Origin of the sequence: Sodalis sp. (in: enterobacteria) (assembly GCF_047607725.1) — a bacterium.
Taxonomy (GTDB): domain Bacteria; phylum Pseudomonadota; class Gammaproteobacteria; order Enterobacterales; family Enterobacteriaceae; genus JBLKSS01.
Window position 1 is genome coordinate 1 of the sequence record NZ_JBLKSS010000049.1, and the last position, 13,573, is coordinate 13,573.

The following is a 13,573-nucleotide window of genomic DNA, read 5'->3' on the forward strand; positions in this document are numbered from 1 at the left end:
TGGATGATCCTCCCCTAAGAACAGCGTGTACCACTTTTCCGTTACACCGTTCAAGCATTCAAAATAAATGAAGTGCTCCTGTGTTTTTGCAAACAATTCTGGACTGTCCAAAATAGCCATTTTTTAGAGTTCAAAGGAGTCCAGAATTGACTGCAAATTAGTCCAGAATCTTTTGCATCGCTACAACTATGGCTTTATCGTACGTAAAGGGCTGATGGCCCCCTCTGGGTGGCAGGCAGCGCTGACACGCATGGGGCCGCTGCTGCTGATCGCCGCCAGCCTGATGGTGGCGTTCAGCGCCGGTTTGTGGAACCTGGGTGGCGACGGGCAGTTCATGCTAGGCGCCGTACTGGCGTCGGCCATCGCGCCGGCGCTGTTGTCCCATGGCGTTTCCCTAGGAATAACCCTGTCCTTGGCGCTGATGGCCGGGGCGCTGGGCGGCGTACTGTGGGGCCTGCTGCCGGCGGTGCTGAAAATCTGGCGCAACATCAACGAAATCATTACTAGCCTGATGATGTCTTTTCTCGGCGTTTCGCTGGCCAATGTGCTGGTCAAGCTACTGCTGGCGGATCCGGCCACCACCGTGCCGCAAACCCGTAATCTGCCCTGGGAACAACGGCTACCGATGCTGTTCGGCGGTCAGGTTTCCAGCGGCCTATTGCTCGGTCTGCTGGCGATAGTGTTGGTGCACGCTGTGATAAACCATACCGCGTTCGGCCTGCGCCTACGGGTGATGGGCGCCAACCTGCGCGCGGCGATACATGCCGGACTGCCGGTCGGCGCGCTGACGCTTGCGGTGTTCGCGCTGTCCGCCGGGCTGGCGGGAGCGGTTGAGATCATCGGTATACAGGGCAACGTGCGCGCCGATTGGAATCCGGCCTATAGCCTGGTCGTCGTGCCGCTGGTGTTTCTCGCGCAATTCAACGGCTTTGGCAGTATCGCCCTGGTATTCGTCTTCTCGGTGCTCTCCATCGGCAGCGAAAGCGCGGCGCGGCGGATGGACGTACCCAACCATTTCACCTTGTTGACCGTAGCGCTGCTGTTGATCGTGCCGGGATTGACCCGTCTGGCGGTCGCCAGGCTGCGGCAAGCGCTGCGTCATCGGGTGCTGCGTAACACCACTCAGGGCGGCGCCTAGCGTCGGCGAAGGAGAAAAAATGGAGGGGTTGACCAGCGGTTTTGTCACGTCCTTACTGATGGGGGGCCATCGTCGCCGGCATCCCGCTGTTGCTGGCTGGGCGGGGTGAGCAACTGTCGGAAAAGGCCGGCGTGCTGAATATCGGTTTGGAAGGAATGATGCTGGCCGGCGCCTGGTTGGGATTCTTGGTGGCCTGGCGCCATGATTCAATGGCGTTGGGCTTAGGGGCCGGGGCCGCAGGCGGGATGATGGTGGCGGCGCTAATGGCGGGCCTGTGTCTGTGGCTGCGGCTCAATCAGATAGTCATCGGCATCGCCCTGACCCTTGGCGCCGAGGGTGCAACCACGCTGCTGCTGCAAATGGCCTTCAGCCATAGCTATCCCCGTCTGGGCGGCGTCGACACCCTCAGCGTGCCGTGGCTTGCCAACCTGCCGGTTTTCGGCAAAGCCCTGTTCGTGCAGCCGCTGGTCGTGTATTTGGCCGTGGGGTGCGTCCCGCTGCTGGCCTGGCTTTATCACGCCAGCAACGCCGCGCTGGACGCCGCGGGGGTGAGCGTGCAGGGAACGCGTACGTTGGCGGTCCTGACGACCGGCGCGCTGGCCGGGCTGGGCGGCGCGTATATGGTGCAGATCGGCGCCGGTATCTTCGTGCCGTTCATGACACAGGGCAACGGTTTTATCGCTATTGTGCTGGCGCGCTGCTGTTCGGGGCGTGCCTGTCGATGACTACCGCGCTACAGGTGCTAGGTGTTAATCTCCCTACCGACGTTATTCAGATGCTGCCCTTCATCACCGTGATGCTGGTGCTCGTAATGCCACCCGCCACCGATGCCTACATGGCCCTTAAAGCTGCTTTAGCGGCGTGATGAGGCTATCCAGCCCTTCTATCTTTATCGCCAGCGCCAGGATCATGAGCTGGCCCAACCGCCCTTCCGGGAACTCCCCTTTGCGGGCAAACCAGAGCAAGTAAGGCTCGGGCAGATCGATGAGCATCCGCCCCTGATATTTGCCAAACGGCATCGCGGTATTGGCAATGGCCACCAGATCCTCTTTTTCCATTTTCGCCCCTTTGCGAGTCGGGTTATTCCCCCAGAAGACGCATCATTTCCGCCTCATCCATGATCGGAATATTTAATTGCTGAGCCTTGGACAGTTTAGATCCGGCCGCCTCCCCCGCGATCAGCAGATCGGTTTTGGCGGAAACGCTACCGCTGACCCGAGCGCCGAGCGCCATGAGCCGATCTTTGGCCTCATCCCGCGACAGGGTGCTGAGCGATCCGGTCAGAACAATGGTCTTACCGGCGAACGGATTATCCCCCGCCGCCGCGGATGCGGCCACAGGCGCCGGCCAATGGATACCTATCGTCGGGCTCAACAACTCTCTAATGACCTCAAGGTTATGGCTTTCCTCGAAAAAGTTGCGCATGTGGGTCGCCACAATCTTGCCGATGTCCTGCACCCCTGTTAGCGAGTCAATATCGGCGGCGGTCAGGGCGTCCAGCGTGCCATAAGCGGCAGCTAGATTAGCGGCCGTCGCCTCGCCCACCTCGCGGATCCCGAGCGCATAGAGAAAACGCGCGAAGGTGGTCTGTTTGGCCTTTTCCAGCGCATCCAGTAAATTTTGCGCCGATTTCGGCCCCATTCGCTCGAGCCAGGTCAGGATCTCTTTCGTCAGCCGGAATAGATCGGCCGGCGTTTTCACCAGCTCACGTTCCACCAGCTGATCGATAATCTTATCCCCCATGCCATCGATGTCCATCGCCCGACGCGAAACGAAATGCTTCAGCGCTTCCTTTCGTTGCGCGGCGCAGACGAGACCCGCGGTGCAGCGCAATACCGCCTCGCCCTCCACGCGCTCCACGTCCGAGCCGCAGACCGGGCATTGGGATGGAAACGCCACCGGCCGCGCATCCTCCGGCCGTTCTGAGGAGACAACACCGACGATCTGCGGGATGACATCGCCGGCGCGGCGGACAATCACCGTATCACCAATCATCAGCCCCAGCCGTTCGACCTCATCGGCGTTGTGCAGGGTGGCATTGCTGACCATGGCGCCAGACACCAGCACCGGTTCAAGCCGCGCCACCGGGGTAATGGCGCCGGTACGTCCCACCTGGAACTCCACGTCCCGCACCCGGGTCAATTGCTCCTGGGCAGGAAACTTATAGGCAATGGCCCAGCGCGGCGCGCGGGCGACAAACCCCAAGCGCTGCTGTAGCGCCAGGGAATCCACTTTAATGACCACGCCATCGATATCAAATCCGAGCGTCGATCGCGCCTCGTGCACGTGTTGATAGAACTCCAGCACTGCGGCGCTGCCGGTGCAGCGGCGAACACGATCGCTAACCGGTACGCCCCAGGCTTTAAACTGCAGCAGCCGCTCCCAATGACTTTCCGGCAACGCGCCGTCTTCCAGCAGGCCGACGCCGTAGCAATAAAACGTCAAGGGCCGCTTGGCGGTAATGGCGGGATCCAGCTGGCGCAAGGAGCCGGCGGCGGCGTTGCGCGGATTGGCGAAAACTTTGCCCCCTTCCCGTTTGGCGGTTTCATTCAGCCGCTGAAAGCCCGCTTCCGACATGAACACTTCGCCGCGTATCTCCAGCAGGCGCGGCAGGTTGCCGTTATCTTTTAAACGCAGTGGAATGGTGCGAATGGTGCGCACATTGGCGGTGATATCCTCGCCGGTGGTGCCGTCGCCGCGGGTGGCGGCTCGCACCAGCTCGCCGTTTTCATACAACAGGCTGACCGCCAGACCGTCCAGTTTGAGTTCGCAGCAGTAGGTCATGTCGTCATCGCGCTTAAGCCTGTCCCGCACCCGCTTGTCGAACGCCAGGAAACCGGGCTCTTCAAAAACGTTATCCAGCGAGAGCATCGGCACTTCATGGCGCACTTGGCCGAAGCTGTTCTGCGCCTGCCCTCCGACGCGCTGGCTGGGGGAATCGGCGGTCAGCAGGTCCGGCCGTTTAGCCTCCAGCTCGCGCAGTTCCGCCATGACCCGGTCATATTCGCTATCGGGCACTTCAGGGGCGGATTCCACGTAGTAGAGGTATTCCCAATGTCGCAACTGCTCACGCAGCCGCAGGATCTGTTGTTCTATCTGTTCCATGATGCACCATCAGCAGCAAAAACCCCCGCAAGCGGGGGCTGAGGAGTAACGCTATTTTAGCAGTAACCGTCCGGATAAGCGTAGCCGCAGACGGCGGGCGCTGGTGACACCTCTTCGACCGGTCGGGTTTCGCCGCGGCGCGCCGTTCAATCGCGCGTTCAGGCGCCGGCGTTGGCGTCCAGCACCTGGCGAATGCGCGCTTTATACCCATCCAATTTCTGCGGGGTCATCATGCACCGTTCGTCGTCAAGCACGACGCCGCCGCAATCATCGGCGATACGCTGGGCGGATTGCAACATCAGCTTAAAGTTTTGATGGGCATCGCCATAGGAAGGCACCATCATGAACATGGAGATACCGGGGGTGGTGAAGTCAGCCATATCGTCAGGATTAAAAGAACCGGGCTTGACCATATTGGCCAGGCTGAACAGCACCGGTCCGCTGCCGGCGGGGTTGAGATGGCGGTGGAAAATATTCATTTCGCCGAACTGAAAACCGGCCTGCAGCACGCTTTGCAGCAATTCCTCGCCGCCTAATACCGTCCCGTTGTGGGCGGCGACATGGAGCACCAGCACCGTTTCTTTTTCCCACACCTGCGACGGCGTCGCCGCGTCCACGGGGTCAAGGGCGGCGCGCCCGGCGGCGGGCAGTAGCGGGTCGTCGTCATACTCCGCATCGTCGCCTGGCGCTACCTGCGCGCGCGCGGGCATAGCGGGCTCGGCAGCGCGGATTTGCGGCGGCTCGCGGTGGGGCCTGGCGGCGCCGGGAGCGGACTGCCCGTGGCCTTCATCCAGCAGAGGATCGACATCATCATCATCGCGTTCACCCTCGCCGGCGTGGGCAGGGCGTGCGGCGGGACGTGAGAACTGCGCGTCGTCGTCGATGCGGCCGATATCCGCGTCGTGGTGGTGGCGCACGCGCGTCACGCGAACTTCACCCACCCCCTCATCCCGCTCAGACAGCGGCGGCTCGTCCTGATCCTGACGTTCTTGTTTCAGTCGTTTGACCGGGCGGTCGCGAAAAACCGCATAGCGCTCTTTACGGCTGGTCCAGAGACCATGTAAAAGTAACGCTATAATCGCGACCGCACCCACGACGATTAATATCAGACGCAAATCCTGCATCATTGCCATCTCAGCTGTTCTAATTCATTGCACATTGCCATAGCGGCAAACATTTACTCTCTTAACTGTATTTGCCTGCGTAGACAAGTGCAAGTCTACAGGGTACTTTCTGGCAAAAAGAGTTTGGCAAGTTATTTTTTGCTGCTTTTTCAGACAAAATGGACCCAGCGGCAGCCATAAACGCTAAAAACGTAAGCGCCCCGTGGAGGACGTCTTGAATTATTGGTGGGTTTGTTGTAAGAGACAGTAAACCTACGTTACACGCTTATGCTCATTGCATTTTCACATTGTATTGATTTTAATAACTTTTATTTCTATCCCGGTTTGAGTGATATGAAATTAGTGGTTCTGAAGTTTGTRATAGTGTCCATTAAAATTTAAGTGGACACTATCATCGCCGGATTATCCATGATCTGACAGCCGTCCCTTATAGGATGCGGGTTCACTAGGCATCGTAGTGGAGCATATTCTTACCGGGCCATACAACAAACCCACCAATAATTCAAGACGTCCTCCACGGGGCGCTTACGGAAACAGCGGCTCGCAAGTTTCTGTGCGCTTGCCCCGGATGATTTTTTCCAGCGTTACCATCGGCGTCAAACAGGCGACCGCCTGCCGTTCCAGATGTTCTTTAGCACGCAGTAATTGCCCACGCTTACAATATAATAAATACCAAGCTTCCATAGTAACAATTTACCTATCTCATCGAAGACTCAGCATAGCAAAAGCCATAACAGATATATAGCACCGAACACCGCCGCCGTGGGGCATCGGAGGGGCTTATTTTTATCGATTTTTGACAAAAGACCAGCAAGGCTGATAAACAGATCTTATAATGCAGGCTAAATACCGTTCCTGATGATGCTATGAAATACCGTGACTTGCGCGACTTCCTCGCCCTGCTGGAGCAGCGGGGGGAATTAAAACGAATCAGCTTGCCCATCGATCCCTATCTGGAAATGACGGAAATCGCCGACCGCACGTTGCGGGCCGGCGGTCCGGCACTGCTGTTTGAAAACCCTAAAGGGTATACCATGCCGGTGCTGTGCAATCTGTTCGGCACCCCAGAACGGGTGGCGCTCGGTATGGGACAGGAGAGCGTTAGCGCCCTGCGCGATGTGGGTAAATTGCTGGCATTTTTAAAAGAGCCGGTGGCGCCCAAGGGCTTTCGCGACCTGCTGGACAAAGTTCCCCAATTCCGCCAAGTGCTGCATATGCCGACCAAACGGCTAAACGCCGCGCCTTGCCAAGAGCAGATCTGGCAGGGTGAGGATGTGGATCTCGGCCGTATTCCGGTCATGCACTGCTGGCCCGGCGACGCCGCGCCACTTATCACCTGGGGGCTTACGGTTACGCGCGGGCCGCACAAAGAACGGCAAAACCTCGGTATTTATCGTCAGCAGGTGCTGGGCAGAAATAAGGTGATTATGCGCTGGCTGTCTCACCGCGGCGGCGCGCTCGACTTCCAGGAATGGACGCAGCAAAACCCCGGTAAACGTTTCCCCGTCGCGGTCGCTCTCGGCGCCGATCCGGCGACAATCCTGGCCGCGGTGACGCCGGTGCCCGATGCGCTCTCCGAATACGCATTCGCCGGCCTGCTGCGGGGTTACAAAACCGAAGTGGTCAAGTGTGTTTCCTGCGATTTAGAGGTGCCGGCCAGCGCGGAGATCGTTTTGGAAGGTTACCTTCAGGAGGGAGAAACGGCGACCGAAGGCCCGTATGGCGACCACACCGGCTATTACAATGAAACAAACAGTTTCCCAGTCTTTACCATAACCCATATTACCCAGCGGCGCGATGCGCTGTACCACTCAACCTATACCGGCCGTCCGCCCGATGAACCTGCGGTATTGGGGGAAGCGCTCAATGAAGTTTTCATTCCCATATTGCGAAAGCAGTTTCCGGAAATCGTGGATTTCTACCTGCCGCCGGAAGGGTGCTCCTACCGCCTGGCGGTTGTGACCATCAAAAAGCAATATGCCGGCCACGCCAAGCGGGTAATGATGGGAGTCTGGTCATTCCTGCGTCAATTCATGTATACGAAATTTGTTATCGTATGCGATGATGATATCAATGCACGTAATTGGAAAGACGTGATATGGGCGATGACGACCCGTATGGATCCGGCGCGTGATACGGTCTTGATGGAAAATACACCGATAGATTATCTCGATTTCGCTTCGCCGGTTTCCGGGCTGGGATCGAAAATGGGCATGGACGCGACAAACAAATGGCCGGGAGAAACACAGCGCGAATGGGGTACCCCAATTGAAATGGATCGGACGGTGCGCGCGCGCGTTGACGCTATCTGGGACCAGCTGGCTATCCTAAAAAATGGTCACGCGTCGTAATTACGCGGCGCCCGTGGCGAATTGCTTAATGACCCGACAGAGGGACTGCATGACAACATTGACCTGTAAGGTCTCTTCCGTGGATGCCATCACTGATACCGTTTACCGCGTACGGCTGGCACCGGAAGCGGCTTTCCATTTCCGCGCCGGGCAGTACCTGATGGTGGTGATGGATGAACGCGATAAACGCCCCTTTTCCCTGGCGTCAACGCCCATGGAAACGTCGTTTATCGAGCTGCACATCGGCGCTTCCGAACTCAATTTGTATGCGATGGCCGTCATGGATCGTATCCTGAAAGAGAGGGAAATTACCGTCGAAGTCCCGCAGGGCGAAGCCTGGTTACGTGATGATACCGGCAGACCCATCGTGCTGATCGCCGGCGGTACCGGTTTCTCCTACGCGCGCTCGATTTTATTGACGGTGCTGGCGCGCCAGCCCGAGCGCAAAGTGGCGATATACTGGGGCGGCCGTGAACGGGACCATCTCTATGATTTAGGCGAGCTGGAGGCGCTTACCCTGCAGCATCCGCAATTGTCCGTGGTACCCGTGGTCGAACAGCCGGATGAACAATGGCAGGGCCATTCCGGTACCGTCCTGATGGCGGTGATGCAGGACTATGGCTCCCTGGAGCCCTACGATATCTATATCGCGGGGCGCTTTGAAATGGCAAAAATCGCCCGCGAACGTTTTTGCGCCGAGCGCAGCGCCGTAGTTGATCGCATTTTTGGTGACTCTTTCGCCTTTATTTAAGCCGGTTCATCCGCATCAGCGCCGGTTCACTCGCGGCGGCGGCAGGGCGGGGGAGGCGGGACTCGGCGGGCCGGCCGCTGTTCCAGGCGGTGCGCTATGGTAATATGGGTCAATTACGTTCCGCATAGGGTCTGAACATGGAATCGCTTTCTTCGTTATATCAGGATCATCTCGCCACACTCCAACAGCGCACCCGGGAGATACTGCAGCGCCAGCGGCTGGATGGATTGCTGATCCATGCCGGCGAGCCGATAGGCCGCTTTCTTGATGATCATGACTACCCGTTTAAAGTCAATCCCCACTTCAAAGCCTGGCTGCCAGTCACCCGCGTACCGCACTGCTGGCTATGGCTGGACGGGGTAAACAAGCCGAAACTCTGGTATTACCTGCCCGGTGGACTATTGGTATCTCGTGGAACCGTTGCCGGACAGCTTTTGGACGCCGTATGTAGATATCGTGCCGTTCGCCGATCCGGGCGAGAATACCACACTGTTGCCGCCGCGCGATAGGGTCGCCTACCTGGGATCGGCGCCGCAGCGCGCCTCCCGCCTGGGGATTGAGCGTGAGTACATCAACCCGCAGCCGGTGCTGGATTATTTGCATTTTCAMCGCGCCTATAAAACCGACTATGAACTCGCCTGCATGCGCGAGGCGCAAAAATCAGCGGTAAACGGCCATCGGGCAGCGAAAGAAGCCTTTCTGTCCGGCATGTGCGAATTTGATATTAACATCGCCTACCTTAGCGCCTGTGGTCACCGCGATACCGATGTGCCTTATGATAATATTATCATCGCCCTGAATGAGCATGCCGCGGTATTGCATTATACCCGCCTGGATCAGCGCACGCCGGACCACGTCCACAGTTTCCTGATCGATGCCGGCACGGAATATAACGGTTACGCCGCCGACCTGACCCGCATCTATGCGGCGCAAAAAGACAGCGATTTCGCCGCGCTAATCACGGCGATGAATAACGAGCAGTAGGCGCTTATCGCCACCATTGAAACCGGTATCAATTACATCGACTATCATGTGCAAATGCATGGCAGAATCGCCAAATTGCTGCGGCAGTTTGAGATTGTCAGCGACCTTAGCGAGGACGCCATGGTGGCAGAGGGCATTACCGTGCCGTTCCTGCCGCATGGACTGGGGCATCCGCTGGGATTACAGGTAAATGATGTTGCCGGCTTCATGCAAGATGATCGCGGTACCTCTCTGGCGCCGCCGTCACGCTACCCCCACCTGCGCTGTACACGTGTGCTGCAGCCGCGGATGGTGTTGACGATCGAACCCGGTCTTTATTTTATCGAAACGCTGCTGGCGCCCTGGCGATCCAGCCCTTTCAGCCGGCATTTCAACTGGTCGCGCATTGAGAGCTTCAAGCCTTATGGCGGTATCCGCATTGAGGATAATATCGTCATTCGCGACAACCACATCGAAAACATGACGCGCGCGCTGAAATTGGCATGACGGCGTCATGGTTCGCACCGGCGGCGGTGGTCACGCTGACGGCGGAAATAAAAAAAAACCATTTTATCACGTTGCTGTCCCCCACGCGGGGGACCGATGCCGCTAAAGCTTACATTCTGCAATGTCGCCAGCAGCATCCGACGGCCGCGCATCACTGCTGGGCGTATATCGCCGGTCCGCCTTCCGACTCCCGTCAGCGGGGGTTTTCCGATGATGGCGAGCCCTCGGGCACCGCCGGTAAGCCTATGCTTGCTCAACTAGATGGAAGCGGTCTCGGGGAAATCACTGCGGTAGTGGTGCGATATTATGGCGGTATTCACTTGGGCACTGGCGGCCTGGTCAAAGCCTACGGCGGCGGCGTTCAGCAAGCGCTGAAACAGGTTTCGCCGGTGGCGCGTATTCCGCGCCGGCGTTTCGTGCTGCGCTGCGATTATCCACAATTAGCCTGGGTAGAGGCCGCGCTGCAGCAGGCCGAGGGCCTGATTGTCGAAGGTGACTATCGGGGATCGATTATACTCACACTCGAGATCCCTGTGCATCGTATCGCGATGGCCAATGATAGACTGCGCGATCTCAGCCACGGCGCATTGCAATTAACACCTGTTCCACAATAATGCCTTCCACCTGAATTGTGTACTCGTTAAGGATAGTGCAGACATGCATTTTCGCACCATAACCCGCATCGTGGGTCTGCTCGTCATCTTGTTCTCCGTGACCATGATTATTCCCGGTCTGGTGGCCTTGATCTACCGGGACGGTGCCGGCAGCGCGTTCGCGCAAACGTTTTTTTGCGCGCAGGCCATTGGACTCTTGCTCTGGCTACCTAATCGTCGCCAGAAAAGCGAATTGAAATCCCGTGAGGGCTTTCTCATTGTGGTGCTGTTTTGGACCGTCCTGGGCAGCGTGGGCGCTTTACCGTTTTTGTTTGCCGAACATCCCAATCTGTCGGTCACCGATGCGTTTTTTGAATCCTTTTCAGGGCTGACCACAACAGGCGCCACCGCGCTGGTGGGGCTGGATACCTTACCCCACGCCATTTTGTTTTACCGGCAAATGCTGCAGTGGTTTGGCGGTATGGGGATCATTGTCCTGGCAGTGGCGATTCTGCCGATTCTCGGCGTCGGCGGCATGCAGCTCTACCGCGCGGAAATGCCCGGTCCGCTGAAAGATAATAAAATACGCCCACGTATCGCAGAAACTGCCAAGACCTTATGGCTCATCTATGTCGCACTGACGATAGCCTGCACGCTGGCTCTGTGGGGCGCGGGTATGCCGGCGTTCGACGCGATAGGCCATAGCTTTTCTACGATTGCCATCGGCGGTTTTTCCATCCACGATGCCAGTATCGGCTATTACCATAGCCCGCTTATCAATACGATCGTCGCCGTGTTTTTACTGATATCCGGTTGCAACTATGGTCTGCATTTCGCCGCCCTCAGCGGCCACAATTTGAAAGTCTACTGGCGGGATCCCGAATTTCGCATGTTTATTTCGGTACAGTTGACGCTAGTGGTGGTCTGTATTTTGATTCTCTGGCGCTACGATGTATACAATTCCAGCCTGCAAACGCTTAACCAGGCTTTCTTTCAGGTGGTATCCATGGCGACCACCGCCGGGTTTACTACCGACAGTATCGCCCAGTGGCCGCTGTTTCTGCCGATATTGCTCCTCTGCTCGGCGTTTATCGGCGGCTGCGCCGGTTCTACCGGCGGCGGATTAAAGGTAATCCGCATCTTACTGCTCTACTTGCAGGGCTCGCGAGAACTGAAACGCTTGGTGCATCCAAACGCGGTTTACACCATTAAGTTGGGCAACCGGGCGCTGCCGGAGCGGATTCTGGAAGCGGTTTGGGGTTTTTTTTCCGCTTATGCGCTAGTGTTTATCCTCAGTATGCTGGCGGTGGTAGCCACCGGCGTCGATAATTTTTCCGCCTTCGCGGCGGTGGCGGCAACGCTTAACAACCTTGGGCCCGGCCTGGGGGTCGTGGCCGATAACTTTACCTCCATGAACGCGGTGGCCAAGTGGATCCTCATTCTGACCATGCTGTTCGGCCGTCTGGAGGTATTTACTTTATTGGTCCTGTTTACGCCGACTTTTTGGCGTGAGTGATACAAGGTTTACCATGAAAACGTTGATTCTCTACTCGAGCCATGACGGCCAAACGCACAAAATCGCGCGCGCCATCGCGGCTCATCTTACCGATTGCTGCGAATGTGATGTGGTGGATTTGCGCCTCGCCCGCGATCTTGATCTGCAGCGTTATCAGCGGGTGGTGATTGGTGCGGCGATCCGCTATGGCCATTTTGCCGCAGATCTTGACCACTTTATCGCGCAGCAGCTTGAATGGCTGCACAGTATCCCCAGCGCGTTTTATTCCGTCAATTTGACGGCGCGCAAACCCGATAAACGCACCCCCAGTACGAACGTCTACACCCGGAAATTTCTGGCGAAAACGCCCTGGCGGCCGGATCTTTGCGCCGTGTTCGCGGGTGCATTGTGCTACCCGCGCTATCGCTGGTTTGATCGGGTCATGATCCAACTGATAATGCGTGTGACCGGCGGTGAAACCGATCGCACCAAGGAAGTGGAATATACGGATTGGCAGCAAGTTTCTGCCTTTGCCGGTGATTTGGTGTAATTAACCACCAAACAGGCGACGCAGCGCCCCTAAAAAAAAACCAATCAAAATTATTTTAGTTATTTATCCTTGTCAACGGCCGTGAAGGCCCTATAATGCGCCTCCACTGACCGGGAACATAACCGGCTCAGCCAGAGGCAGGCGGCCCGCTACGGGCAAATAAAAGCTTGACTCTACAGCTGAAAAGCGTAATATATGCCACCCGCGCCGGTAGAGAAAACACCCTCCCGGCCACGCTCTTTAACAATTTATCAGACAATCTATATGTGGCACTCACAAAACGATATCGATACACGAAATATCAAGTCTTGAAGAGTGAACAAACTGGTATTCATATGAATACCAGTTTTAATTCTTTGAGCATCAAGCTTTTAATTGAAGAGTTTGATCATGGCTCAGATTGAACGCTGGCGGCAGGCCTAACACATGCAAGTCGAGCGGCAGCGGGAAGAAGCTTGACTTCTTTAGCCGGCAAAGCCGGCGAGCGGCGGACGGGTGAGTAATGTCTGGGGATCTGCCCGATGGAGGGGGATAACTACTGGAAACGGTAGCTAATACCGCGTAACGTCGCAAGAGCAAAGTGGGGGACTTTCGGGCCTCACACCATCGGATGAACCCAGATGGGATTAGCTAGTAGCTGGGGTAATGGCTCACCTAGGCGACGATCCCTAGCTGGTCTGAGAGGATGACCAGCCACACTGGAACTGAGACACTGTCCAGACTCCTACGGGAGGAAGCAGTGGGGAATATTGCACAATGGGGGAAACCCTGATGCAGCTATGCCGCGTGTGTGAAGAAGGCCTTCGGGTTGTAAAGCACTTTCAGCGGGAAGGAAGGCAGTGGCGTTAATAGCGCCATTGATTGACGTTACCCGCAGAAGAAGCACCGGCTAACTCCGTCCAGCAGCCGCGGTAATACGGAGGGTGCGAGCGTTAATCGGAATTACTGGGCGTAAAGCGTACGCAGGCGGTCTGTTAAGTCAGATGTGAAATCCCC

The 13,573-nt window shown here is 57.1% G+C and carries 10 protein-coding genes, 1 rRNA gene and 2 pseudogenes; 9 read left to right on the forward strand and 4 right to left on the reverse strand.

The window, feature by feature from the left end; translation table 11 throughout:
* Window positions 1-172: 172 nt before the first annotated feature.
* Window positions 173-1,138: an ABC transporter permease gene (locus ACMX3H_RS05450; protein ID WP_415210092.1), complete on the forward strand. Its 966-nt coding sequence runs from the start codon at window positions 173-175 to the stop codon at window positions 1,136-1,138.
* An 89-nt stretch (window positions 1,139-1,227) separates the two neighbouring features.
* On the forward strand, window positions 1,228-1,863 hold the full coding sequence (locus ACMX3H_RS05455; RefSeq protein ID WP_415210093.1) for an ABC transporter permease: 636 nt from the start codon (window positions 1,228-1,230) through the stop codon (window positions 1,861-1,863).
* Window positions 1,864-1,980: 117 nt separating this feature from the next.
* Here the strand turns inward: ACMX3H_RS05455 and ACMX3H_RS05460 are convergent, their stop codons facing one another.
* The 4 genes and pseudogenes from ACMX3H_RS05460 to ACMX3H_RS05475 all read right to left on the reverse strand — a co-directional run.
* The gene (locus ACMX3H_RS05460; RefSeq protein ID WP_415210094.1) at window positions 1,981-2,196 is read right to left on the reverse strand and encodes a DUF3820 family protein; all 216 of its coding nucleotides are present in this window, start codon (window positions 2,194-2,196) and stop codon (window positions 1,981-1,983) included.
* A 22-nt stretch (window positions 2,197-2,218) separates the two neighbouring features.
* Window positions 2,219-4,243 carry an NAD-dependent DNA ligase LigA gene (ligA, locus tag ACMX3H_RS05465; RefSeq protein WP_415210095.1) on the reverse strand — a complete coding sequence of 675 codons (2,025 nt, stop codon included), beginning with the start codon at window positions 4,241-4,243 and terminating at the stop codon, window positions 2,219-2,221.
* A gap of 158 nt (window positions 4,244-4,401) precedes the next feature.
* Window positions 4,402-5,370, reverse strand: coding sequence for a cell division protein ZipA (gene zipA / locus ACMX3H_RS05470; RefSeq protein WP_415210096.1), 969 nt, complete (start codon window positions 5,368-5,370; stop codon window positions 4,402-4,404).
* Window positions 5,371-5,895: 525 nt separating this feature from the next.
* Window positions 5,896-6,051: pseudogene (locus ACMX3H_RS05475) on the reverse strand (transcription termination/antitermination NusG family protein); the annotation flags it as partial.
* A 182-nt stretch (window positions 6,052-6,233) separates the two neighbouring features.
* Here ACMX3H_RS05475 and ubiD point away from each other — a divergent pair.
* The 7 genes and pseudogenes from ubiD to ACMX3H_RS05510 form a co-directional block, all read left to right on the forward strand.
* Window positions 6,234-7,718, forward strand: coding sequence for a 4-hydroxy-3-polyprenylbenzoate decarboxylase (ubiD, locus tag ACMX3H_RS05480; RefSeq protein ID WP_415210097.1), 1,485 nt, complete (start codon window positions 6,234-6,236; stop codon window positions 7,716-7,718).
* A 49-nt stretch (window positions 7,719-7,767) separates the two neighbouring features.
* Window positions 7,768-8,469, forward strand: coding sequence for an NAD(P)H-flavin reductase (gene fre / locus ACMX3H_RS05485; protein WP_415210098.1), 702 nt, complete (start codon window positions 7,768-7,770; stop codon window positions 8,467-8,469).
* Window positions 8,470-8,606: 137 nt separating this feature from the next.
* Window positions 8,607-9,939: pseudogene (gene pepQ / locus ACMX3H_RS05490) on the forward strand (Xaa-Pro dipeptidase).
* A complete protein-coding gene (locus tag ACMX3H_RS05495; RefSeq protein ID WP_415210099.1) occupies window positions 9,936-10,553 on the forward strand; it encodes a YigZ family protein in 618 nt (205 codons plus the stop codon). Before pepQ ends, ACMX3H_RS05495 begins: the two are co-directional and overlap by 4 nt.
* 43 nt (window positions 10,554-10,596) lie before the next feature.
* On the forward strand, window positions 10,597-12,048 hold the full coding sequence (trkH, locus tag ACMX3H_RS05500; RefSeq protein WP_415210100.1) for a Trk system potassium transporter TrkH: 1,452 nt from the start codon (window positions 10,597-10,599) through the stop codon (window positions 12,046-12,048).
* 13 nt (window positions 12,049-12,061) lie between these two features.
* Window positions 12,062-12,577, forward strand: a complete 516-nt coding sequence (gene hemG / locus ACMX3H_RS05505) for a menaquinone-dependent protoporphyrinogen IX dehydrogenase (protein ID WP_415210101.1) — start codon at window positions 12,062-12,064, stop codon at window positions 12,575-12,577.
* A 372-nt stretch (window positions 12,578-12,949) separates the two neighbouring features.
* A 16S ribosomal RNA gene (locus tag ACMX3H_RS05510) occupies window positions 12,950-13,573 on the forward strand; the annotation flags it as partial.

Excerpts from the sequence above, each read along its gene's own strand:
- ubiD (WP_415210097.1), top strand. The coding sequence starts at position 6,234 with ATGAAATACCGTGACTTGCGCGACTTCCTCGCCCTGCTGGAGCAGCGG.
- hemG (WP_415210101.1), top strand. The coding sequence starts at position 12,062 with ATGAAAACGTTGATTCTCTACTCGAGCCATGACGGCCAAACGCACAAA.
- ligA (WP_415210095.1), bottom strand. The coding sequence starts at position 4,243 with ATGGAACAGATAGAACAACAGATCCTGCGGCTGCGTGAGCAGTTGCGA.
- ACMX3H_RS05495 (WP_415210099.1), top strand. The coding sequence starts at position 9,936 with ATGACGGCGTCATGGTTCGCACCGGCGGCGGTGGTCACGCTGACGGCG.
- fre (WP_415210098.1), top strand. The coding sequence starts at position 7,768 with ATGACAACATTGACCTGTAAGGTCTCTTCCGTGGATGCCATCACTGAT.
- trkH (WP_415210100.1), top strand. The coding sequence starts at position 10,597 with ATGCATTTTCGCACCATAACCCGCATCGTGGGTCTGCTCGTCATCTTG.
- ACMX3H_RS05460 (WP_415210094.1), bottom strand. The coding sequence starts at position 2,196 with ATGGAAAAAGAGGATCTGGTGGCCATTGCCAATACCGCGATGCCGTTT.
- zipA (WP_415210096.1), bottom strand. The coding sequence starts at position 5,370 with ATGATGCAGGATTTGCGTCTGATATTAATCGTCGTGGGTGCGGTCGCG.